Here is a 22,589-nt window from a genome sequence, read left to right as displayed (position 1 = left end):
AAAGATTACCATGACGCTGCATCAACTCCTCCTGATTCTCTGGGCGCGACGCAAGCCGGCGCTGGCCATTCTGGGTCTGACGGTCCTGGCGACGCTGGTCGTCAGCCTGTTGCTGCCGAAGCAATACAAGGCCTCGACGGCGGTGGTCGTCGATGTCAAGTCGCCGGATCCGATCGCCGGCATGGTGCTGCCGGGAATGATGGCGCCGGGCTACATGGCGACGCAGGTCGACATCGTCAACAGCGACCGGACTGCACAGCGGGTGGTGAAGCTGCTACGCATGGATGAGAGCCCGCTGATCCGGGAGCAGTGGCTGCAGGCGACGGAGGGCAGGGGGGAGATCACCCACTGGCTGGCGGAGCTGCTGCAGAAGAAGCTCAGCGTCCAGCCGTCGCGCGAAAGCAACGTCATCAACATCGCTTTCACCGGTCAGGAGCCGGCCTTCACGGCGGCGGTTGCCAATGCCTTCGCACAGGCGTACATCGACACGACGATCGAGCTGCGTGTCGAACCGGCAAGGCAGTACGCAACTTGGTTCGACAGCCAGGTGAAGGCGCAACGCGAGCGTCTCGAGGCTGCGCAGAAGGCGCTGTCCGATTTTCAGCAGGAAAGCGGCATCATCGCCACCGATGAGCGGCTGGACTACGAAATGCAGAAGTACAACGAGCTTTCGTCACAGCTCACGCAGGCCGAGTCGCAGGGGGCCGATTCCGCCAGCAAGCAGAAGTTCGGCAGCTCGGACACGCTGCAGGAGGTCATGACCAACCCGCTGATCAACCAGCTCAAGGCCGATGTCGCGCGTCTCGAGTCACGTCTCAAGGAGCTTTCGGGCAACCTCGGCGAGAACCATCCGCAGTACCAGCGCACGCTGGCGGAGGTCAACGAACTCAAGGCGCGGCTGAAGAGCGAGACGGTGAAGGTCACCAGCTCCATCGGTACCGCCGGCCGCGTCAGCCAGGCCAAGGAGGTCGAACTCCAGGCGGCCATCGAGGCACAGCGGAAGAAGGTGCTCGACCTGAAGAGACAGCGCGACGAGATCAGCGTGCTGGCACGCGAGGTGGAGACGGCGCAACGCGGTTTCGACGCGATCGGCCAGCGGATGACGCAGAGCACGCTCGAAGCGCAGTCGCTGCAGACCAACGTCTCGGTCTTGACGCCGGCTTTCGAGCCACTCAGTCCGTCCGGCCCGAAGGTCTTCCTCAACGTGCTCGTCGCCTTTGCCGCTGGCCTGGTGCTGGCCGTGGCGGTGGCGCTGGGCATCGAGCTGGCGCAGCCGCGAATCCGTTCGGCTGCTGATCTGGCGCTGGCGATGTCCGTTCCCGTCCTCGCCACACTCGACCCCGCGACCACGCCACAGGCCGACGACAAGTGGCGTCTCTGGCGTCGTCTCCGGGCCCGGCGCAACGGACGGGGTGTGCAACTGAAGGTTTCCGAGGCTTGATGCGCAATGAACGCCATGACCGAAAAACTCCACACCGGTGCCGGGCCGTCGATCGGTGCCATCCTGATCGACAGTGGCCGGCTGACGATCGACGCGGCCGAGCGGATCGTGCGCCTGCAGCAGGAACAGGGCATCCGCTTCGGTGACGCGGCGCTGCAGCTCGGGCTGCTCGGCGAAGACGACATCCAGCAGGTGCTTTCCCGCCAGTATGACTACACCTACCTGATGCCGGACGACGACAGCGTCAGCAAGGAGGTCGTGGCGGCCTTCAAGCCGTTCAGTCCGGTCGTCGAGCAACTGCGCATTCTGCGCAGCCAGTTGCTGCTGCGCTGGTTCGACGTCGACGCCGGCGGCCGCGCGTTGGCGGTACTCAGTCCCGACGCGGGCGAGGGCCGCAGCTTTGTCGCCGCCAACCTGGCGGTGGTCTTCTCCCAGCTCGGCCAGCGCACGCTGCTGGTCGACGCCGATCTGCGCCGTCCCTGCCAGCACCGGCTGTTCCGGACTCCCGACAAGCTCGGCCTCTCGAGCATACTCGCCGGCCGTGCCGAACTGCCCGAGTGCATCAGCCGCATCCCCCGCCTGAACGAGCTTTCGGTCCTGCCGGCCGGCGCCGTGCCGCCCAATCCACAGGAGCTGTTGAGCCGACCGCAGTTCGGCGCGCTGATCGGCATCCTGTGCGGGCGTTACGATGTGGTCATCGTAGACACACCACCGGCCGCCAAGAGCGCTGATCACCAGCCCATCGCCAGCCGGACCCGCGGGGCGATCGTCGTTGCCCGCAAGCATCTCAGCTCGGCGCAGCGCCTGCAGGCACTCCTCCGTTCATTGCAGGACGGCGGCACGGTGGTCGTCGGCTCGGTCCTCAACCAGGGATAGATCAAATGTCTGCCTGGAAATTCCTGCCCAACGGCAGCGACAAGCTTGCACCAGTGCCCACCCGGCTGCGTTGCAGCGGGCTGCGGCCGCAGGCGTACGGGGAGTAGCGCCGGCATGGCCCTTGGCACGCGGGCGATCGCGCCGACGACAGTCCCCTCGACCGGGCAGTGGCTGGCGTGGCTGCCGATCATCGCCGGCCTGCTGGTGCTCTACGTGCCCAGCCTGCTGGACCTGTCTCGCACGACCTGGGCGAGCGACGAGCAGAGGCATGGCCCGATCGTGTTGTCGATCGCCTGCTGGCTCGCCTGGCGGAAATGGCCGGGAATGTGGCAGGCGAGTGAAGGCGCCAGTCCCAGTTCGTGGGGCTGGGGTACCCTGAGTGTTGGCCTGCTGCTCTACATCGTCGGCCGCTCGCAGGACATCGTGCTCTTCGAGATCGCCTCGATCATCTGGCTGCTGGCTGCCATCCTGTTGCTCACGCGTGGGGCGCCAGCTCTCAGGGCACAGTGGTTTCCGCTGTTCTTCATGCTGTTCATGATTCCCCTGCCCGGTTCGATCGTCGAGACGCTGACGATGCCGATGAAGGCGGCTGTTTCCTACGTCGCCGAGCACATTCTCTTCTGGGCCGGCTATCCCATCTCGCGCATGGGCGTGATCCTGCAGATCGGCCAGTACAAGCTGCTCGTGGCTGACGCATGTGCCGGCCTGCACACGCTGTTTACGCTTGAGGCGCTCGGCTTGCTCTATCTCAACATCGTCCGTCGCGACTCGCTGTTGCGCAACGTGACACTGGCCGTGCTGATCGTACCGATCTCCTTTACCGCCAACGTCATTCGCGTCATGGTGCTGACGCTGATCACCTACCATTTCGGTGACGAGGCGGGACAGGGGTTCCTGCACAGCTTCGCCGGCATGGTGTTGTTCCTCTCGGCGCTGCTGCTGATCATTGGCGTCGATTCGCTGATTCACTGGGTTGTGCGCCGAATCGAAGGTGCCGCGGTGCCTACGCCTGGGGTGACGCCATGAAGCCTTGCCTGCGCCATGTCGTTCTGCTGCTGCTCATGCTCGCCGCGTCCGGGCTGGCCATCGCGCTCAAGCCGACACAGCGGATTGCCGACCATGGGCCGCGGATCGATCTCGAAAAGGCGATTCCGCAACGCTTTGGTGACTGGAAGATCGACCCCCTGCTCGTTCCGGTATCGGTAAGCCCTGACGTCCAGCAAAGGTTGGACGCCATCTACGACCAGACCCTGGGGCGGACCTACGTCAACAGCCGCGGGCAGCGCGTCATGCTCTCGATTGCTTATGGGGGAGACCAGGGGAGCGACAAGACGCAGGTTCACCGTCCGGAGTTCTGTTACACCGCGCAGGGTTTTCATCTCTCGAAGAGTTTCGAGAGTGAATTGGCGATGTCCACCGGCGTCCTTCCCGTCCGCCGACTCGTCGCCGCGCAGGGAAGGAGAACCGAGCCGATCACCTACTGGATAACGGTTGGCGACCAGGTCGCCCTGCCGGGGCTCAGCCGCAAGCTGCTGCAACTGCGCTACGGCATCACGGGCAAGGTTCCGGACGGAATGCTCGTGCGCGTGTCGTCGATCAGTGAGCAGGACGCCGGTGCCTACGCACTTCACGACGAGTTCATCAGCGACATGCTCGCGGCAACCACGGCCGAGGACCGGATCCGGCTGGCTGGGCGCACGACACGCTAGCGCTGCCGATCGACCATGAGCATCAGCGCATCCCGAGCAACGATCGCCGGCCAGGGCACTGTCGGCCGGCAGCGGTTGCCTCCCCGGGACGCCGATGGCGCGCAGGACGGGGAGCGGATCTCCGGTCTGCCGCCGGCAACATTCAGCAAAGCCATTGACGCGAGTGATCCATGCCACTGCAGTTCATAACCTATCACCGTACCGAAGCGGTAACCACTGGCAAGGATGTCTACGTGCTGACGCACGACGAATTCGGCCATCAGGTCGACCTCATCGTCCAGTCCGGGCTAGGCGTCCTGCGTTCGCACAGGCTGGATTTCGCCGACGACGGGTACCGGATCGGCATCAGCTTCGACGACGGTTACAGGAGTGACCTCATCAACGCGGAGTGCCTGGCCAGGAAGGGTTTCACCGGCTGGTTCTTCATCTCCACGGCCAACATCGGCAGCACGGGCTATCTCGATCGGCATGAGGTTCGTGAACTCGAGCGCCTCGGGATGAAGGTGGGTTCGCATTCGCACGATCACGTCAAACTGGACATCCTGAGCAGCGACGAATCGCGTCGGCAGATCTTCCGCAGCAAGGAGATTCTCGAAGACATCCTCGGGCATCGCGTCGATGCACTCGCCTTTCCCGGCGGCGGCTATCACCATGAGGTGGTGCGCGCAGCACTTGATGCCCGCTTTGAATACCTGCTGACGACCGACTGGGGCGTCAACCGCCCGCCCTTCCAGGCCTCAAAACTGCTCCGACGCAACAACATTTTGCGTGGAACGTCCGACAAGGATTTTCTTCGGCTGATCCGATCGGATTACGCGCGCCAGATCAAGTTCACCAGGAACCAAGTCGCCAGGGCACTTCTTCCGGAAGCGGCCTACCGCGGCCTCCGGCAATGGCTTCGCTGATGGTGGAGAGAGCATTTGATGAGATACGGGGCGAAAGGGAAGACGTTGAAGGAGAACCAGGAATGAGTACTGCAGTCGCTGCCGATCTTGATCAGGCAGGAAGCGTATCGCCCAGACCAAGCCGCCTTGACGCCGTCCGCAAGCAGATGTTCATCGAGTTCTGTGCTGCACTGGAATCGCATGACATTCCGTACGTGATCCTCGCCGGCCATCGGGATTATCCGGAAAGGATCGCTTCCGATATCGACTTCATGGTCTGCGAGCGTGATTTCGCCAGACTCCCGGCGATCCTCAGCGCGCCGGAGTGCGTCAGCGGTGCGCAGATCGTCCAGATTCTCGAACATGAAATATCGGCACGTTACTTCGTCCTCGCACGCCAGGAGGGCGGGCGGATTGCCTACCTGCACCCGGATTCGGCGGCCAGCTATCGCTTCGACGCCCGGTTGTGGTTGCGCAGCGAGTCTGTTCTCGCGACGCGACGGCGCTCACCCGGGGGTTTCTGGATCCCGGCAGCGGCAGTCGAGTTTGAATACTATCTCTTCAAGCGGGTGGAAAAGAAGTGCGTGGAACTGCGTCACCTGCAGCAGCTTGGCAACCTGTTGAACGAGGATGCCAGCGGTTGCCGCGAGTCGCTGCGGCGAATGTTTCCCGCCGAACTCGTGCAGGAGGTCGCCAGCGCGGTTGCGAGAACGGATGTCGACTGGTTCCGCACGCGGCAGGATGCGCTCGCCAGATGGCTGCGCGCGGGGGTACCGAGGGAGTCGATGCCGTGCCGGATGCGCAGCAGGGCTCAGGAGTGCCTGCGGATCTTCCGGCGCGTTACCAATCCCACCGGCTTCATCGTTGCCATCCTGGGACCCGACGGCAGTGGCAAGACGACGGTGATCGAGCACATCGAGAAGGAGTTTGCATGCGCTTTCCGTGGCGTCAGGCGCTTCCACCTGCGCCCGCACTTCGGGCGAACGGCAGGCGGAACGACGGTCAGCGATCCGCACGCGCAGGAGCCTCGCGGCCGACTCGCCAGTTGCCTGAAGATCGGCATGTTTGTCGCGGATTACTGGTCGAGCTGGCTGCGCCAAGTGATGCCGTCGAAGATCCGCTCAACGCTGATCGTCTTCGACCGCTACTACCATGACCTGCTCGTCGATCGGCGGCGTTACCGGTTGCCCGAACGCTTTGCCCTGCCGCGGTGGATATCGCCTCTGATACCGCAACCGGACCTGTGGCTGGTGCTGGACGCTCCGGCGGAGAAGCTCGTCGCACGCAAGGGCGAGATATCGCTGGAGTCGGCCCGTTCCCTGACCGCGGCCTACGCAGCGCTGGCGCATCGACTGCCGAACGCCGTGATCATCGATTCGGGCACCTCGGTCGAGCAGACCATGCAAGCGGCCGTCTGTGCCGTGCGCGAGCGACTCGGGGTCCGTGCGCAGAGCACCTTGCGGCGGTTGCTCTGATGTGGCATGGGAGCGACCTGCCGCTACGCGAGCCAGCCATGACGCTGCGGCAGCGCCCGGGTGCAGCGACACCGGCACACAGCGGCACCAGGATGTGGCCATGAGCGGCTGGCTGCAGCGACTGCTGCCGCGGACAAGGCATGTGCACTGGGTGCTCGCCGACCAGATCCTGGTCAGCGGCTGCAACTTCGTTCTCGCCATCATCTATGCCCGCACCCTCGGGCCAACGGCTTTCGGCATTTATGCTCTGATCACCGTTGCGCAGCAGTACTTCGTCAGTGTCAGCGTATCGCTGGTCGCCAACCCAATGGTGACCCGGGCACCGCATGTCGAGGACCACGAAGAGAGAGCACGGCTGATCGCGGGCAGCCTGTCGGCCCAGTTCGTAATCAGTGGCGCCCTGGCGCTGGTCGCGGCCGGGGGCCTGTCGCTCTGCTTGGCAAGCGGTGCTGCCGGCATCTCTGGATGGGCCGTACTCGGCTTGGCGGCTTCGTCCTTCGCGCTCCCCCTGCTGGGGTGGTGCCGGCAGCTCTGCTTTCTCAACCGGGACGGCGCGGCCCTGCTCACGTTCGACGCGCTGACCTATCTGCCGATCCTGATCGTGGCCTTCCTGCTGGCGAATTCGGGGTTGATGACGCTCGACCTGGGCGTCCTGCTCTGGGGCGCGGCAAGCGTCCCGGTTGCAATTGGTGCTGCCGTGCGCCTGCGGATGCCCTGCGTGTTCTCCGCTGCGCGTTCGTTCATGACCCAGAACTGGCGACTCGCGCGGGACTTCATTGTGCCATTCCAGGCGCAATGGCTCGGTTCGCAGGGCATGGTCTATCTGGCCGTGCCGGTGGTCGGGGCGGCCGGCGTCGGGGCGTATCGCTCGATCGCCGGCCTGCTCGGTTTCACCAACGCCATCGGCACAACGCTCGACAACATGATGCCGATCCGTTTCGCCGAGGTCTATCGAACGGGGGGCAGCGCCGCGTTGCGCCAGTACGCCGCCCGTCTCTCTGCCGCGGTGCTCGGCATACCGGCCCTGGTGCTGCCGCCGCTGGCCTACTTCGCCGAACCGATCGTTCGCCTCCTGCTGGGAGATGCCTACAGCGCCTACGCAGAGATCCTCTGGGGACAGGCACTCTACGTCTTCGTCCTCTACGCCAGCAGAGTCGCCAACTACCATGAGCGTGCGCGTTTGCAGACAAAGCGCATCGCCGTCTCGGCATTGCTCGGAACCGCTGTCTCGACGCTCCTGGTGATCGTCATGGCGAGCGAGTTCGGGGCCATCGGGCTGGTCTGGAGCACCGTCCTCGGAGCGCTGACCGCGTTGCTCTACCTGGTCTTCGGCATGATTGACGACGTTCGGCGAGGCTGAAATGAAGAACCTTTCCAACATGATCATCAAGCGCCGCGCCTACTTCGGGAGCGGAACGCACGTCAAGCTTGGCCACGGCTCGCAACTTGGGCATGGGTGCCGCATCGACCATGATGTCGAGATTGGTGACGACGTGATGATGGGGCCGGATGTGGTCGTCATGTCGAACTCGCACGAGGTCAGCCGCCTGGACCTTCCGATGATTGCCCAGGGAGCGGCGCCGTGCCGGCCGGTGCGCATCGGCAACGACGTATGGATCGGTACCCGTGCCATCATCCTGCCCGGTGTTCACATCGATGACGGGGCGATCATTGCTGCCGGCAGCGTCGTCACTCGCAGCGTCCCGCAGTACGCCGTGGTCGCCGGTGTTCCGGCGCGCGTCGTCAAGTTTCGCAATGGCCAGCAGGACGATGAACACGGGCCGCGACCCACTTGCCAATGACCTGTCGCATGGAGCACTGATGACCCAGATGTCCTCTTTTCCGACGCGAACTGCTGTTGCGGCAGTGCGCAGGCCGTCGATCGACTTCACCGATGGCTTGTTGGTCTTCGCCATCGCCCTGCAGGTGCTGTGGGCGGTCGATCCCTTCGCCATCGAACTCTGGCGACGCGCGCTCACCCGTCATTTGCCGACCACCCTGGCGATCGCAGCGACGCTTCTGTGCGTTGCGGGTCGCCTGCTGTTCCGGCCCGACCTGCGTCCAGAACTCGGCGCCGTCGTGCGCACCTACCGCGGCTTGCTCCTCTTCGCCGTCTTCGTGACCGGCGGCAGCATGTATGCCAGGTTCGCCCTCGCGATCGACAGTTCCTTCCTCCTCATGGGGATGTCCCTGATTCTCGGCGGCCCGGTCAACCTGTGGCTGATCAGGACATCGCGCGCGCCGGCGATTCTCGTGCGCAACGTCACGATTGCCCTGATCGGTGTTTCATTGCTTGGTGTGCTCATGAACACGATCCATTTTGGCGCCATCATCTATCACGCGATGGAGCATGTGGTCCTGGTCGCCGTTGCCATGCCACTCATTGCTGGCCGCAAGCCTCTTGTCCGCCTGGCCGGTGCACTGTTGTGCATACTGGCAGCGGTGGCGCCAAACAAGATCACTGGATACATCGTCCTGGTGATGGTCTTCGCCTGGGTATTCGTCGACGAACTGATGATCCGGACTGCCAGGGACCCAGACCGCGTTCGCGCCGGCTTGCGGCGGATCCTGGGTGCTCTGCTCGGCATGTGCTGCATACTGGGAGTGGTATTCCTGTATCAGGCGACGAAATCGCACCTGCCCGACGGCAACACGGTCTACCGCCTGCACACTTACCAGATGGCAATCGACCGTTTTCTGGATTCATGGTTATGGGGACGCGCCTTTGCCGCGTCGGCGGTCGACCATTTCGATCTGTTCGTCGTCAATTCAAGTACCCAGTCATTGCCGACGCACTCCGATCCACTGGACATACTGGCCAACGGCGGTTTGCTGGCCGCCATTCCTTTCGTTCTCGGATTGCTTTCGATCCTCCTTGCGGCCTGGAAGGTGCTGGCAAGGAACTGGGTTTCCGGCGAGCAGGAGCCAAGCTTCGCCCGAGCACAGCTGGCCATGTACTTTCTGATCATCACCAGCGGCCTGACGGTCATGGCATTCAATCCCGTCTTGAACAGTGCGAGCAGCAGTTACGTTTACTGGCTCTGTTCCGCATTGATGTGCGCGCTGGTGTGCCCGGAGAAGGAATCTGCAGGGTCGTCCCAGGCGACGGGTTCGCAACTGGTGGGACGAAGCGATGCACGGGCCGACGTCGGCATCGCCTAGTCCGGCTGCGGACGTGGTAGTCAACGAGTACGGCACGGGCGGATTGCCCGCCGCTCCCGGCAGCCCGCCGACATGGAGCATGACCGCGGCGACGGCATGTGCGGGACGAGGAAATGGCATGGGAAAAGAGAAGATCTACATTGATTCGCCACCGGCTTTCATGTCTCGCCCATCTGCGGCAACCTGGCTGCCAGCAGAGCGCCATCTGGTGAGCTTTCACTCGGGTCATCCCTTTTCGCTGGCCGCCGAACGTCTCGGTCGCCAGGCTCGGGCGACGGGCTGGTTCGATACCGTCACCATCCTGCACCCGGCCGCCGATCATCCGGCGATGTCGGCCTTTGCCAGCCAGCAGGCGGAATTTGCGCGCAGCCATCCTCGGGGCTACGGCTACTGGCGATGGAAACCCCTGCTGGTGCAGGCCATGCTCTCTGCACTTCCGGAGGGCGCACACCTTTACTACCTGGATGCCGGCTGCGAACTGTCCAGCATCGGTGCCGAGCGGTTCGCCGCACTGGACCGCGAACTGAGCGCGCGCGGCGTCCTGTGTTTCGAGATTGATTTTCCCGAACTCGGATGGTGCAAGCGCGAGGCCGCCGAGGCGATAATCGGGCATTGGCAGGACCCGGTGATGGCGTCGCGGCAGATCCAGGCCACTTGGTTCGGCCTGCGCAACTCGGCATCCGTGCGTGAGCAAATCGCCGAATGGGCATCGTGGGCAACCGAGGGCGAGTTGATCACTGACGCGCATGTGCCGGAACGGCAGCATGCGCTCTTTCGTGGTCACCGTCACGACCAGGCGTTGTGGAGTCTGGTCCTGAAGAAGCGGGGGATCGTACCCATGCCACAGGAAGACTGCTTCGAACGCTGGCTCTACGTTCCCAACTCGTGGGTCCTGCTGGCTCCGGTGCACGGCCTGCGGTCGCGCGGAAGCCGCTCGAGGATCGATGCGATTGCTGCAACATCGAGCAGGGAAAGCTGCGTGGCCAATCTCGAATCGCCCTCGGTTCAGTTCACGAGTAGACTGGCCGCTTCACGGCTGCAAGCGCGAACCGTCGGCTGGTTGAGCAGGATCCGTTCGCGACTGTATGCCGCATGGCGCTGAGGCGGTGCTCTCCCATTTCGCCCGCGCTGCCATCCGCAGACCTCGCGCCCGCGTCTGCAGCCGATGCCGGACCGGTGGTGCAGCGACGCCCCTTGCACCGGATGCTGCGGGCTGTCGTGTGGAGAGTGATGCTGGGATTGGGTGTTCCTGCCATCTTCCCCAACTCGGGCCTGGCTGCGACTCTGGTGGTCAACCCGCGGCACCCTGATGCTTCCGATGTCGGCGCTGCCAGCAGGTCGCAACCGCTGATGACGATTGCCGAAGCGATGAGGCGCCTGCAACCCGGTGACCATGTCTTCATCGCCGCCGGTGTCTATCGGGAGCCGATGCTCTTTCCGGCCCGGTCATGGGCAGGAAACCCGCGCACAGTGATTGAGGGAGACTCGCAAGGGCGAACCCTGATCAAGGGATCGATCGTCGTGGGCCTTTGGCAGCCAGCGGGTCCGGGTCGCTTCATCGCCCCGATAGGCCACGAACCTGCACAGGTGTTCGTCGATGACCAGCCGCTGCAGCAGATCGGAGGCAGCGTGTTCGACGGCTATCCCGGCCGCCCGGACCACCCGTTGGCGGCCCTGCACGCGAGCAATGGCGGCATCTGGCCCGGGCGCGTCGACGGCAACCGCGCGAGCATGCCCATGAACAGCTTCCACTACGACAGGGCGCTGGGCAACGTGATGATCCGCGTGGCGGTCGACAGCCTCGCCGGTCGTACCGTCGAGGTGGCCTCCCTGCAACGGCTTGTTCTTGCGACGGGTGTCGAGCGCCTATCTTTGAAGAACCTCAGCTTCGAGCATTCGAATACCACCGCCATCACCCGTGGCGGTGCCGTTCAACTTGAAGGCAGGAGCATCCGCATCGAGAACGTTCGCATTCGTCGCGCCGACGGCACCTGCATGGGACTCAATGGAGCCGATCACGAAATCGTCGCCAGCACCTTCAGCGAATGCGGCCAGACCGGACTGGGTGGCAGAGGTTCGGGCTGGAAGATTGTCGACGTGACCGTCAGTCACAACAATACCCGCGGCTTCAACAAATGGTGGGAAGCCGGTGGTGCCAAGTTTGTCGGTGACGGTGGTCTGAACAACTCGATGATCACACGCTTCAAGGCAACGGACAATCAGGGCGATGGTCTCTGGTTTGACTGGAAGAACCGCAACAACCGGGTCACCGACTCGTTGTTGGCGTTCAACTCCGGTTTCGGGTTGCACCTGGAGATGTGCCAGGGCTTCCTGGTGGACAACAACGTGGTCGTTGGCAATCGCCAGCGGGGAATCTACCTGCGCCAGACCTCACTCAGTACCCTGGCGTTCAACCTGGTCGCCAGCAACGGGCTCGACGGCATAGCGATAGTCGATGAGGGACAGCGTGATCCGCGCGGCGAGATGGATTTCTCGGTTAGGAACAACTGGGTGACGGGCAACGTGATCGCGGGGAATGCGATCGCCCTGACGATGCCGGCGCCACTGGCGGACAACCGGAGCGATGGCAACTTGTTCGCCGGCGACGGCGAGGCAAACGCCTTGCGCATCGGCTGGAACCGCAAGCTGGGCACGGCCGAGTGGATCGAGACCGGTCTCGATGCCCACAGCGAATGGCTCGCGCTGCCCACGGGGAAACGTCGCGAGGCCGATGCCCGCCTGCCGCTGGCAGACCAACTCGCATGGTACAGCGCGCTGCGTGGCAGGATGGGCGCTGTCGCAGCGCGCCCGCTGGCTGCACTGGCGCAGCGGGTGCCAGCGTTGAACGTGGGTGCTGGCGCGCGCCCAGGGCCCGCCGCGAGCACCTGGCTGTCGCGATGAACGCCGCCGAGTCGCCGCACTCCTCTACCGCGTTTGGCGGGCAACGGCGCTAGCCGCTGCCGCAAACGCCGGCGACCTGTGACTTAGCACACGCGCCGGGAGAGAAAAAGGATGGATGATCCGTTCGATTGAAACGACCGCCAGGTTTGGCCCGCGATGACCGGCCCCTGGCCTCTCCTCGCAGGTGTCAGCTTGAAGCCCCAACCAATACTGCGCTTCCTGTCCTGCTGCTCCCGGCGCAGCCGGACGCCGTTGCCGGCAGCCCGGCGGACCGCCTTGGTGAACTCAGGCGGCAAGGGGGGGACCGTTGCTCGCTCTCGCAACGTCTCTGACGCGGTCACGCCGTGCATCGATGAGTCGGGTGAGATCAGGAGACGGACTGCACCCAGGACCCGCACGGCGGACGCGACCGGCAGGCAGGGGCGTGGCCCTGGCCCACGAACGCTGCCGCACTGGCCATGAGGATGACCAATGAGGCCATACGACCGGGGCTCCTGGCGCTGGCGGACCAGGTGGTCGTTTCCGGCTGCAATTTCCTGACGGCGTTGTTCCTGGCACGCACGCTGGACAGCGACTCGTTCGGCCACTACAGCCTGGCATTTCTGGTGTGCCTTTTCCTGTCGGGCCTGCATCGAGCGGTGTTCACGCAGCCGATGGCGGTGCTGCAGGATCGGGACAGGCCTTGGCTGCAGCTGGCACGCGCCCGCGCGCTTCTCGAGGCACACTGGGTGGCGATTCCGGTGGCCGGTTCGCTGGTGGCCGTCTGCGGCCTCTTTCTCGATGCCGATGTCTGCCTGGTCGCCTCGGCGATCATCTTCCTGGCCTGCATGTTCCTGCAGGAAACGGCGCGCCGCTTCTTCTATGCGTCCGGTGCCCACGAACTGGCGCTCTGGAATGACATCATCAGCTATATCGGACAACTGGTTGTGCTGCTGCCACTCGGGGTTCTCGGTTACCTGAGCCCGGCGAGCGCATTCCTGGCCATGGCCGCATCGTCGCTGCTTGCCTTCCTGCTGGCGTTGCGCTGGATCGAGCGGACGCACCCGGAGCCGGCAGCCGATTTGTCCGTCACGGAAGTGATCGAGGAGCAGTGGCCGCTGTCCAAATGGCTGCTGGCGACTGTGCTCGCCATCTGGGGAGCCGGGCAGCTGTACCCGTTCCTACTCGTCCCGCTTGGCCCCGTGGCCGTCGCCAGTTTCTCGGTCTGCCTCAACCTGCTGAACCTGTTGGGCCTGATCACCCAGAGCGTGGCGAACTGTGTACCCGGCAATGCGGCGACCATCCTGCAACGGGATGGCAGCGCCGCCTTTCGCCGTGACCTCCTGCGCACGAGCCTGCTTGCCGGATGCGCCGGCGGCCTCTTTGTCGTCGCGGTTCGCTGGTTCGCCGAGCCCGTGCTGCATTTCCTCTACGGCGGTCGCTATGACTCGGCCGCCGACATTCTCGGCACGCTTTCGATCGGCGCTGCGTGTTCGCTCATGGGAACCGTATTCGGGGCCTATGCGCTGGCACTCCACGACTCGCGATCCGGTCTGTTCAGCAATCTGGGGGCGACCGTGATGACGTTCACCGTCGGTCTGTGGCTGATCGGCAACCATGCAATGCAGGGCGCAGCGCTGGGAACATCGCTCAGCCTGGCGACGGCGATGACGCTGCAGGCAATGTTCGTCCTGCATCGACTGCGGAGGATGAACGCATGATGGATGTCAGCGGCTCGCTGGCCGCCAACCGGGTGAGCCAGACCATGCGCGCGGCGGCGCGCATCCTGTTTCCGGAACCCGATGGCCGTCACGGTGGCGGTCGGGGACCCTTTGCGGCGCTGGATGTCCAGTTCAGGCCGATCACTCTTCTGGTCGCAAGTCCATGACTATTTCCATCTCGATCGTCACCTGTTCCTATCAGCAGGGCGCGTACCTCGACGCGACACTGCGCTCGGTCCTCGATCAGCGTTACCCCGGACTCGAATACATCGTCATCGACGGTGGTTCGACCGATGGCAGCGTAGCCGTGATCGAGCGGCATCAGCAGTCGCTCGCCCACTGGGTCAGCGAACGCGACCACGGCCAGACCGACGCGCTGATCAAGGGATTCGCGCACGCACGCGGCGAAGTGCAGGGTTGGTTGTGTTCGGACGATCTGTTGTTGCCCGGCGCCCTGCACCGCGTCGGAGCGTTCTTTGCCACCCATCCGGGCGTGCAGGCGGTGTACGGCGATTCGCTGTGGATTGATGCGAACGGCCACTTCCTGCGGCCGAAGAAGGAGGGCGCCTTTTTCCGCCACGCCTTCCTCTTCGATCACAACTTCATTCCACAACCTTCGATGTTCTGGCGGCGGAGCCTCTACGAGCAGGTGGGCGGCCTCGATCCGCGCTTCAATCTGGCGATGGACAGTGATCTCTGGGAGCGATTCTCACGCCATACGCGGATCGCGCATATACCGCAGTACCTCTCCTGCATGCGCTTCTATCCGCAGCAGAAGACGCGTTCGCTGCGACCGCAGGGACGCCTGGAGGACGAAGAGATTCGCAGCCGCTGCCGATTGGCCGCGTGGCCGGGACTGCAGCCGCTGAACCGACTGACCGGAACGGCACTGCGGGTCGGCGCGAAGCTCGTCGCCGGCGGCTATGGTGCGGTCGTCGATGAATCCGTCGTCGCCGCGCTCAAACCCTACCACCTGGCGTCGGCAGCAGAATGAGCGATGCACGCGAATGGCGCGACTGGCTCGCGCTCTCGCTCCAGCAGCAGCCTGCAGGCCCGCCGGATGGGATGGGCTGGCAGCCGCTGTTGCCCGTCAGTGCCCGGCAGCTCTATTGCCGGGGTGATCTGGAGCATTTGCCCGAGCTGGCTTATCTGCTGCGCTCTCGAGCGCGGCGATGGCTGGCGCGGACCGCCTGGCACGCCGCTCGCTTTGGTCTGGCGTGGCCGCATGGCGCGGTCCTCATGGCTCGCGGAGAGGCCGACCTGCTGCAGCAGGTTCTACCGGCAGACAGCGGCGCATCGCCGGTGCTGATCCAGTTTGGCTCGCCCGGGCCCTTCCAGAAGGTCGTCGTACTCAGCGTCTCGCCGGCGGGCCGGGCCTGGGTGAGCAAGGTCGCGTTCCGTCCGGGGGCGGATGAACTGCTGGCCGGTGAAGCATCGTGGCTGGCCCGCCTCGGGCAGATCGCCGAGTTGAAGGCTTACGTCCCTGAACTTGCACGCGCCGGTTGCCTCACCAGCGGGCGACGCTTCCTGACGATGCCCGCTGCCAGCGTGCTGCCATCGCCAGCTCAACTGGGACCCCGGCATCGCCGATTTCTCGAGCACTTGTGCCGGGCCAGCAGCAGCGAGTGGTTGTGGGATGAGGCGCCGTTGCGCCAGCGCCTGCATGGTCGCTTTCTCCGCCTTTCCGAAAGCGTTGCCTCGCCGCTACTGGCAGGCCCGCTCGAGGCTTGGCAGCGGATCGACTCGGAGTTGCGCGGGCGGGTGATTCCGACCTGCATTGGCCATGGCGACTTCGCACCCTGGAACATCAACCGGGACGCAGGGGCGATCACCGTCTTCGACTGGGAGTACGCGCAGGACAGTGCGACGCCGCTGCACGACTTCTTCCACTTCCACTGCATCCAGCGCGTCCTGGTGCGGCGATCCAGGCTGCGGCCGCGGCCCCTCATGGCCCTGCTGCAGGCTGGGCGCTCCCACCTGCAGGCGGTCCTGCCCGCGGTCGATGCGTCTCTCGCCCAAGTCGCCCAGATGTTCCGGCTCTATCTTCTGGACACCTTGAGCATGTACGTCGAGGCCAGCGGCGGGGTCGACGCCCGCGACCAGGTCGTGGCGGACTGCGCCGACTGCCTGGGCACGCTTCGTCTGCTGCACGAGCCCCTGGCGGAGCGGGCGGCAGGAGTCATCCGGGACAACGGCCGCTGGCCGCTGCGCCGTGCCGCAAACGGCGACGCCACGGTATCGATCAGGCCGCGCTGACATGCCTTCCCCTTCACCCGACAACCATGGTTCCGAGATGCGCATACTGATTGTCCACAACGCCTACCAGCAACGAGGCGGTGAAGATAGCGTGGTCGAGGCGGAAACCGAGTTGCTGCGTGCGTACGGGCACGCGGTCGAGCTTTATCAGAAGGACAACCGCGACATTGCCGGCATCTCGCGCCTGCGCCTGCTGACCGGGACCATCTGGTCGCAGCAGACGATTTCCGAGATGGGCGGGATCCTGGCGCACGCCCGCCCGGATGTCATCCACGTCCACAATACGTTCCCGCTGATTTCCCCGTCGCTCTATTGGGCGGCGGAAAGGGCCGGGATCCCGGTGGTGCAGACGTTGCACAACTTCCGCCTGTTCTGCCCACAGGCCATGTTCCTGCGCCATGAGAGCGTCTGTGAGGACTGTCTCGGGCATGTGCCGTGGCGCGGCGTCACCAGGGCCTGTTATCGCGGGTCCATGGGGCAGAGTGCCGTCCTGGCGGGAATGCTGACGACGCACCGGGCGCTCGGTACGTGGCGCAACAAGGTGGCACGATACATCGCCTTGAACGAGTTCTGCCGCCGGAAGTTTGTCGAAGGTGGTTTGCCAGCCGAGCGGGTTCTGGTCAAACCGAATTTCGTTGACTTCGCACCGCCGCCAGCCGGCGAGCGCAGCGGGTTCCTCTTCGTCGGCCGTCTGTCGGCCGAGAAGGGGATCCGGACCCTCGTCGATGCCGCGTCGAAAGTTCCCGATGCACGCATCGCGGTCGCCGGTTCCGGCCCGGAGGCGAGCCTGCTGACTTCTGTGGCCAACATTGACGGGCTCGGCGCCCTGCAGTCGGCGGCGGTTCGGGAACGGATGGTTGCTGCCAGCGCGCTCGTCCTGCCCAGTATCTGGTACGAGAATTTCCCGCGCACTCTGGTCGAAGCATTCGGCTGCGGATTGCCGGTGATCGCGAGCCGTATCGGAGCACTGGCCGAACTCATCGACGACGGAGTGACCGGCTTCCTTTTCGAACCGCGCGATGCGGATGACCTGGCCAGCAAGCTGCGCTGGGCGAATGCGCACCCGGCAGAAATGGCGCGCATGGGTCGCGCCGCGCGTTCGCATTACGAAGCGCACTTCACTGCAGACGGCAATTACCACCAGTTGATGGCCATCTACAAGGAAGCCATTGCGCAGGCGAAAGGGGACGTCACATGAAAGCAGCAGTTGCGCGCAGGACCGGGCGGGTCCTTGCGGCGACGGTCGACGCCGTCGACTGGGATGAGGCGATCAATCGCATCCAGACTTGGGCTGACGCCAGGGAGAGCCGCTATGTCTGCATAACCAACGTTCACTCGGTGGTCATGACGACCCAGTCGCCGGACTTCGAACGGGTCGTCAGTGGTGCCGACATGGCGACGCCCGATGGCGCGCCAGTGGCGTGGATGTTGCGCCAGACCGGTCATCGCGGCCAGGCACGCATCAACGGGCCGGACCTGATGTGGAAGTATTGCCAGCAGGCAGCACAGCGTGATGAAGCCATCTTCCTCTACGGCGGTACCAACCAAACCCTCGATGCACTGGAGGGGCGCCTGCTCGCCACCTTTCCCGGACTGCGCATTGCGGGCGCGTTCTCGCCCCCGTTCCGGACGCTGTCTGCGACCGAAGACTCGGCGATAGTCGACATGATCAATGCTGCCGGGGCCGGTACCGTATGGGTCAGTCTCGGCTGCCCGAAGCAGGAGCGGTGGATGGCCGCGCACCGCGGCAAGATCAATGCCGTGATGATCGGCGTCGGTGCCGCCTTCGACTACCACGCCGGAACGACCAGGCGCGCACCGCTCTGGATGCAGCGATCGGGTCTCGAGTGGCTGCATCGGCTGCTCTCGGAACCGCGCCGACTGTGGCGGCGTTATCTGGTGACCAATTCGGTCTTCCTCGTGCGTGCATTCTGGCAACTCGCCTGCCACCGCTGACGATCTGCTGCAGCCTGCGGAATTGCTCACGGTCGCCAGCCGGCAGCCGGCCTAAGATGTTCCTATGACGGTCGCAGACGGTGTGGAGGGGAACCTGGTGGTGCAGCACAGATCGGTACAGTCGGGCGCAAGCGCATGAGGTACGCGGCGTGAAGGTCCTCCTTTCCGCTTACGCCTGTGAGCCTGCCAAGGGTTCCGAGCCGGGAGTCGGCTGGAACTGGGCCCTCGCCCTCGTCCGACGCGGGCACGAGGTATGGGTGCTGACGCGGAGCAACAACCGCGCGGCGATCCGCGAAGCGCTTGGCCACGTTGGCGAGCCTTACCTCTCGCGGCTTCACTTTCTCTACTACGATCTGCCGCGCTGGGCGGCGTGGTGGAAACGCGGGGGGCGCGGCGTTCATCTGTACTACGCCTTGTGGCAACGCGGCGTCGTCGGGGTCGCTCGTGCCGCCCATCTGCGGCAACGCTTTGACGTTGCACATCACCTGACCTTCGGCGTCTGGAGACAGCCAACCTTGCTCCATCGCCTGGGCATTCCGTTTATTTTCGGTCCTGTCGGAGGCGGTGAGACGGCTCCCTGGCCGCTGGTTCTCGGAATGCCGAACCTGTGGTCGCGCGTCAGCGAGTTCCTGCGCTACGCGGTGAATCTCGCGTCACTCTGGAATCCGGCGTTGCGCCGCTGTCTCAGGGAGTCGCCCTGGGTCATTGCCAAGACGCGCGAGACGGCCGCCTGGGTCGCCAGGGCTGGCGGCAGCGCGACCGTCTCGCTCGAGATCGGCATCGGTCGCGAGCGCATCGCGAAAGGCTCGCGGCCGCCGGTGTCGGGCCAGCTCAGCTGCCTCTACGCTGGTCGGCTGATCGGTCTGAAAGGGGTTCACCTGGCACTCGCAGCAGTGGCCAGAGCCGCGGCTGCCGGCGTCGACATCCACTTTGCGATCGTTGGCAGCGGGCCGCTTCTCGGGAAGCTGGAGACGATGGCGGCGACGCTCGGCATTGCCTCGCGGGTCACCTTCTGCGGGCAGTTGAGGCAGGCGGAGCTTCTTGCACGGTATCGCGAGCACGACCTGCTCCTCTTTCCCAGCCTGCATGACTCGAGTGGCAACGTCGTTCTCGAGGCCTTTGCCAGCGGTCTGCCGGTGCTGTGCCTGGACCTTGGCGGTCCCGCCGAGATGGTGGATGGGAGTTGTGGTCGGGCGATCGCGGCGCGGGGTGTCGATCAGCAAGGTGTGGTCGAGAAACTTGCCGCCTCCCTGGTCGACTTCTCCAGGTCCCCGGAGTTGCTGGCCCGCTTGCGCGAAGGGGCACGCGACAGGGCGCTTGCGGCCTCGTGGGACGACAGGGTGGAAACCGTGTACGCGCCAGTCGAGGCGCGCATTGGGCGAACAGTGGCGATGAGCCGAGCAGTGTCCCAGGAGCAGGCTCTTTCGTTGGGCAAGTTATCCGGCATGGCGCGTCGCGAGCTTCGCGGAGCGGGTGCCTGCGGACGAACAGTCAGAGGAGATGAATGATGGAGGTCGAAAACCCGGCTGCGGCCAAACTGCTCATCTGGGCCACCAGGGGAAAGAGGAGTCGCCCACGATTGCACCGGCTGGTGTGCGTCTTCCTCAACAGCGACGTTTACTGCGATCTTCCCGACGGCATCATGTTTCCGCATCCGTACGGGATCATGATCCACAGTCAGGCGGTCATCGGCGAGAACACCACCGTCATGCAGCAGGTCACCATCGGCGGCAAGAGCCTGACCGAGCCGGACGGGGCCCCGACTCTCGGGCGGGGCTGCTATGTCGGTGCGGGTGCCAGGATTCTCGGGCCGGTCAGGATAGGCGACAACGTCACGATCGGTGCCAACGCGGTCGTCACCCGCGATGCGCCGGACGGCTGCGTGGTCGTTGGAGCGAACCAGATCCTGATCCGCTGATGATCGCTGCCGTGGCCCACCGCCGGCGTCCCGGCCCAGCTCCTGGCCACGGACATTACGCCAGAAGCGACGGAGTGCAGCCGCTGCAGCACCCCGTCAAGTCATCCGCGCCGGACGGGCGCTGGCCCGGTGCCGTGCATCCTCGCGCGGATTCCGGCGTTGCTCAAGGCCGACGCCGACACTAGCGCTGTCGGCGTCCGTTGAACCCCATCCAGTTGGCCGTCCAGTTGTTGTCCGTTGCCTTTACCTCAGGCGCCTGCTGATCTCCCCGCCCCAGCGCAGTGCCGGCACCTCGACGGCCCGATGGAGGATCGAGGCGAGCAGTAGCGTTGCCGCCCAGACGACGACCAACAGCAACGGCTGGCGCACGATCCAGTCGCGTATCGAGCCCACTCCCAGCAGGGAGTTGATCACGAAGCCGTGCGTCAGGTAGAGCGAATAGGAGATGTCCCCGATCCACGTCAACCCGCCTTGCCACGGAAGCCGCAGGCGGTCATGGCGCTCGAGCCCGATGAGCCCGAGGATCGCCACGGCGGCGGGCAGGCCGAAGCAGTAGACCGCCTGTTCGAGGACAGCGTTGCCCCGCAACTCGGCCACGTCGTGCGCGCTGAGTCCGATCTGGCCAATGAGCGACTGGCTGATCCGGGTTCCCAGCACGGCCGCGACGCCGAAGGCGGCCACGCCGGCTACGGCCAACGTGGCGCTGACAGCCGCCGAGGGAGGACCGAAGCGTCGCAACAGGCCATACACCAGGACGCCGAACGCGAACTCCAGGAGGTGGTTGTTGAACAGGAAACGCGCCGCCTGCTGCAGCGCCGGGCTATCGGCCGGCCCTGCCAGCGACAGCATTGGCAGCACGAGCAGGGCGAGAAGGGGGAGCGCCGCGCAGCGGCGCCACGGCAGCAGAATGCAGCCGAAGAACAGCGTGTAGAAGAGCAGTTCGTACGACAGGGTCCAGGCGACGGTGATGTAGGGCCGTGGCACCGGCACCAGAAGGACGGCGCCCAGGAGCGTAACGAGCGGCACGGTGGCGCCATCCTTGAGCACCTTCATCGCCACCACCAGCCAGTAGACCGGCAGGAGCCGGAAGCTGCGCCGGGCGGCGAAACGAAGCGCACGCTGCGGCCTGCCGATGTCCTGGGCGTGGGCGCAGCAGATCACCACCCCACTGAGCACGAAGAAGACGTCGACGCCGGCGAACCCAGCCCGGAAGGCGTTCTGCCACAGCACTTGGCCGGTATGTACGGCGTAGAGTGTCCCCGTGTGGTAGAGCACCACCAGCAGCGCAGCGATCCCGCGCAGGGCCTGCAGGCTCTGCAGGCGCGCGTACTCCGGAAGCTGGGCAGTCGTGGGAGAAGGAATCAAGTAAGCCGCCCAAGATATTGCTAAATATGATTCTTCATGAATATGCTCAGAATCATCTTTACAGCATAGCGCGCCCACGGGCTGCAATCCGAGAATTATTTGGCAGTTCGCTCATCCATTGGGACTAGTCCGATCGGGCCATTGTCGGGGGAGGAGTGCGCCGGTAGATTGGGAACCGTGGAATAGGGACTGAAGAACCAGTTTCCTGATCACAAGCCATGATTTTATGAATAAATAAGGAAAGGAAACCAACCATGGAACTGAAAAAAATCGCCAGGGGTATTGCCGCCCTGGGCCTGGCAGCCTCGTTTGCTGCTCCAGCCGCCGCGTCAACGGTCTTTATGACTGGTTACACCAATGGCGGACCATCCAGTGTCAGCGTCGTTTCGCCGAGTTATAGCGGTGGAGCCGGACAGTTCTCGGGCACCCTCGACGGCAACGCCTTCACCACCTTCTGCGCCGAACTGACGCAGAGCTTCAGCTTCAATACGAGCTACACGTATTCGATCGTTTCTGGTACCACGGCCTGGACCAACCCCGTTTATCTGGGGCTGAGCCGGCTGCTTACTTGGCTCGCCGCCAACCCCACCTTCAACAACTCGGCAGACAAATCGGCAGCCATGCAATCGGCGGTGTGGGAAGTAATTTACGAGACGGGCGGTACGTACAATCTCGCGAGCGGTACGTTCAAGGCCACCAGTGGAAATGCCGGCACGCAAACCGCCATCAACAACCTGAATGCGCAATGGGGCAACATCAATTCGACCTTGCCGACCCTCTTCGCCGACAAGCTGACCAACGCGAATCATCAGGACTTCCTGCTGACGACTCAGGTTCCGGAGCCCGAGGCCTTTGCGATGATGCTCGCTGGACTTGGTCTGGTGGGAGCGATCGCCCGTCGCCGCAGCCGCTCTGGCGTCTGAGCCGCTGACTGAGTGGTGTTCCG

The 22,589-nt window shown here is 64.5% G+C and carries 21 protein-coding genes; 20 read left to right on the top strand and 1 reads right to left on the bottom strand.

Annotation, left to right across the window (positions count from 1 at the left end; all coding sequences use genetic code 11):
* Positions 1–10 precede the first annotated feature (10 nt).
* From epsF to HT579_13155, 19 genes are all read left to right on the top strand, one after another.
* Positions 11–1,441 carry a chain length determinant protein EpsF gene (epsF, locus tag HT579_13245; protein ID QKS29791.1) on the top strand — a complete coding sequence of 477 codons (1,431 nt, stop codon included), beginning with the start codon at positions 11–13 and terminating at the stop codon, positions 1,439–1,441.
* Between the two features lie 6 nt (positions 1,442–1,447).
* Positions 1,448–2,317 carry a chain length determinant protein tyrosine kinase EpsG gene (epsG, locus tag HT579_13240; GenBank protein ID QKS29790.1) on the top strand — a complete coding sequence of 290 codons (870 nt, stop codon included), beginning with the start codon at positions 1,448–1,450 and terminating at the stop codon, positions 2,315–2,317.
* Positions 2,318–2,431: 114 nt separating this feature from the next.
* A complete protein-coding gene (gene xrtB, locus HT579_13235; protein ID QKS29789.1) occupies positions 2,432–3,343 on the top strand; it encodes an exosortase B in 912 nt (303 codons plus the stop codon).
* Entirely contained in the window at positions 3,340–4,026 is a 687-nt protein-coding gene (gene epsI, locus HT579_13230; protein ID QKS29788.1) for an EpsI family protein, read from the top strand. Before xrtB ends, epsI begins: the two co-directional genes overlap by 4 nt.
* A gap of 170 nt (positions 4,027–4,196) precedes the next feature.
* Positions 4,197–4,931, top strand: a complete 735-nt coding sequence (locus HT579_13225; protein QKS29787.1) for a polysaccharide deacetylase family protein — start codon at positions 4,197–4,199, stop codon at positions 4,929–4,931.
* 62 nt (positions 4,932–4,993) lie between these two features.
* Entirely contained in the window at positions 4,994–6,385 is a 1,392-nt protein-coding gene (locus HT579_13220; protein QKS29786.1) for a hypothetical protein, read from the top strand.
* 100 nt (positions 6,386–6,485) lie between these two features.
* A complete protein-coding gene (locus HT579_13215) occupies positions 6,486–7,745 on the top strand; it encodes an oligosaccharide flippase family protein (GenBank protein QKS29785.1) in 1,260 nt (419 codons plus the stop codon).
* A 1-nt stretch (position 7,746) separates the two neighbouring features.
* Complete coding sequence (locus tag HT579_13210) at positions 7,747–8,187, top strand: acyltransferase (GenBank protein ID QKS29784.1); 441 nt, start codon at positions 7,747–7,749, stop codon at positions 8,185–8,187.
* 19 nt (positions 8,188–8,206) lie between these two features.
* Positions 8,207–9,547, top strand: coding sequence for an O-antigen ligase family protein (locus HT579_13205; protein ID QKS29783.1), 1,341 nt, complete (start codon positions 8,207–8,209; stop codon positions 9,545–9,547).
* Positions 9,548–9,665: 118 nt separating this feature from the next.
* Positions 9,666–10,649 carry a hypothetical protein gene (locus HT579_13200; GenBank protein QKS29782.1) on the top strand — a complete coding sequence of 328 codons (984 nt, stop codon included), beginning with the start codon at positions 9,666–9,668 and terminating at the stop codon, positions 10,647–10,649.
* 128 nt (positions 10,650–10,777) lie between these two features.
* Complete coding sequence (locus HT579_13195; protein QKS29781.1) at positions 10,778–12,448, top strand: right-handed parallel beta-helix repeat-containing protein; 1,671 nt, start codon at positions 10,778–10,780, stop codon at positions 12,446–12,448.
* Positions 12,449–12,912: 464 nt separating this feature from the next.
* The gene (locus tag HT579_13190; GenBank protein ID QKS29780.1) at positions 12,913–14,148 is read left to right on the top strand and encodes a hypothetical protein; all 1,236 of its coding nucleotides are present in this window, start codon (positions 12,913–12,915) and stop codon (positions 14,146–14,148) included.
* Positions 14,145–14,315 carry a hypothetical protein gene (locus tag HT579_13185; protein ID QKS29779.1) on the top strand — a complete coding sequence of 57 codons (171 nt, stop codon included), beginning with the start codon at positions 14,145–14,147 and terminating at the stop codon, positions 14,313–14,315. The genes HT579_13190 and HT579_13185 overlap by 4 nt, the downstream gene beginning before the upstream one ends.
* Complete coding sequence (locus HT579_13180) at positions 14,312–15,142, top strand: glycosyltransferase (GenBank protein ID QKS29778.1); 831 nt, start codon at positions 14,312–14,314, stop codon at positions 15,140–15,142. Before HT579_13185 ends, HT579_13180 begins: the two co-directional genes overlap by 4 nt.
* Positions 15,139–16,404, top strand: coding sequence for a hypothetical protein (locus HT579_13175; GenBank protein ID QKS29777.1), 1,266 nt, complete (start codon positions 15,139–15,141; stop codon positions 16,402–16,404). Before HT579_13180 ends, HT579_13175 begins: the two co-directional genes overlap by 4 nt.
* Positions 16,405–16,441: 37 nt before the next feature.
* Positions 16,442–17,602: a glycosyltransferase family 4 protein gene (locus tag HT579_13170; protein ID QKS29776.1), complete on the top strand. Its 1,161-nt coding sequence runs from the start codon at positions 16,442–16,444 to the stop codon at positions 17,600–17,602.
* Positions 17,599–18,360: a WecB/TagA/CpsF family glycosyltransferase gene (locus HT579_13165; GenBank protein ID QKS29775.1), complete on the top strand. Its 762-nt coding sequence runs from the start codon at positions 17,599–17,601 to the stop codon at positions 18,358–18,360. The genes HT579_13170 and HT579_13165 overlap by 4 nt, the downstream gene beginning before the upstream one ends.
* A 149-nt stretch (positions 18,361–18,509) precedes the next feature.
* Positions 18,510–19,868 (top strand): glycosyltransferase, encoded by a 1,359-nt coding sequence (locus HT579_13160; protein QKS29774.1) that lies wholly within the window; start codon positions 18,510–18,512, stop codon positions 19,866–19,868.
* Complete coding sequence (locus HT579_13155) at positions 19,865–20,278, top strand: serine acetyltransferase (GenBank protein ID QKS29773.1); 414 nt, start codon at positions 19,865–19,867, stop codon at positions 20,276–20,278. Before HT579_13160 ends, HT579_13155 begins: the two co-directional genes overlap by 4 nt.
* 243 nt (positions 20,279–20,521) lie before the next feature.
* On the opposite strand, the gene HT579_13150 is transcribed toward HT579_13155, so the two are convergent.
* Positions 20,522–21,643, bottom strand: coding sequence for an acyltransferase (locus tag HT579_13150; GenBank protein QKS29772.1), 1,122 nt, complete (start codon positions 21,641–21,643; stop codon positions 20,522–20,524).
* 254 nt (positions 21,644–21,897) lie between these two features.
* On the opposite strand from HT579_13150, the gene HT579_13145 reads away from it, so the two are divergent.
* Complete coding sequence (locus HT579_13145) at positions 21,898–22,566, top strand: PEP-CTERM sorting domain-containing protein (GenBank protein QKS29771.1); 669 nt, start codon at positions 21,898–21,900, stop codon at positions 22,564–22,566.
* Positions 22,567–22,589: the final 23 nt, after the last annotated feature.

It is taken from the genome of Candidatus Accumulibacter similis (genome assembly GCA_013347225.1).
Classification (GTDB): domain Bacteria; phylum Pseudomonadota; class Gammaproteobacteria; order Burkholderiales; family Rhodocyclaceae; genus Accumulibacter; species Accumulibacter similis.
This window is presented reverse-complemented; position numbering and strand designations above follow the sequence as displayed.

Coding starts and splice junctions, on each gene's coding strand:
- HT579_13170 (QKS29776.1), top strand. CDS start 16,442: ATGCGCATACTGATTGTCCACAACGCCTACCAGCAACGAGGCGGTGAA.
- HT579_13205 (QKS29783.1), top strand. CDS start 8,207: ATGACCCAGATGTCCTCTTTTCCGACGCGAACTGCTGTTGCGGCAGTG.
- HT579_13175 (QKS29777.1), top strand. CDS start 15,139: ATGAGCGATGCACGCGAATGGCGCGACTGGCTCGCGCTCTCGCTCCAG.
- HT579_13215 (QKS29785.1), top strand. CDS start 6,486: ATGAGCGGCTGGCTGCAGCGACTGCTGCCGCGGACAAGGCATGTGCAC.
- HT579_13180 (QKS29778.1), top strand. CDS start 14,312: ATGACTATTTCCATCTCGATCGTCACCTGTTCCTATCAGCAGGGCGCG.
- HT579_13155 (QKS29773.1), top strand. CDS start 19,865: ATGATGGAGGTCGAAAACCCGGCTGCGGCCAAACTGCTCATCTGGGCC.
- epsG (QKS29790.1), top strand. CDS start 1,448: ATGAACGCCATGACCGAAAAACTCCACACCGGTGCCGGGCCGTCGATC.
- HT579_13145 (QKS29771.1), top strand. CDS start 21,898: ATGGAACTGAAAAAAATCGCCAGGGGTATTGCCGCCCTGGGCCTGGCA.
- HT579_13185 (QKS29779.1), top strand. CDS start 14,145: ATGATGGATGTCAGCGGCTCGCTGGCCGCCAACCGGGTGAGCCAGACC.
- HT579_13195 (QKS29781.1), top strand. CDS start 10,778: ATGCTGGGATTGGGTGTTCCTGCCATCTTCCCCAACTCGGGCCTGGCT.
- HT579_13220 (QKS29786.1), top strand. CDS start 4,994: ATGAGTACTGCAGTCGCTGCCGATCTTGATCAGGCAGGAAGCGTATCG.
- xrtB (QKS29789.1), top strand. CDS start 2,432: ATGGCCCTTGGCACGCGGGCGATCGCGCCGACGACAGTCCCCTCGACC.
- epsI (QKS29788.1), top strand. CDS start 3,340: ATGAAGCCTTGCCTGCGCCATGTCGTTCTGCTGCTGCTCATGCTCGCC.
- HT579_13190 (QKS29780.1), top strand. CDS start 12,913: ATGACCAATGAGGCCATACGACCGGGGCTCCTGGCGCTGGCGGACCAG.
- HT579_13200 (QKS29782.1), top strand. CDS start 9,666: ATGGGAAAAGAGAAGATCTACATTGATTCGCCACCGGCTTTCATGTCT.
- HT579_13210 (QKS29784.1), top strand. CDS start 7,747: ATGAAGAACCTTTCCAACATGATCATCAAGCGCCGCGCCTACTTCGGG.
- epsF (QKS29791.1), top strand. CDS start 11: ATGACGCTGCATCAACTCCTCCTGATTCTCTGGGCGCGACGCAAGCCG.
- HT579_13225 (QKS29787.1), top strand. CDS start 4,197: ATGCCACTGCAGTTCATAACCTATCACCGTACCGAAGCGGTAACCACT.
- HT579_13165 (QKS29775.1), top strand. CDS start 17,599: ATGAAAGCAGCAGTTGCGCGCAGGACCGGGCGGGTCCTTGCGGCGACG.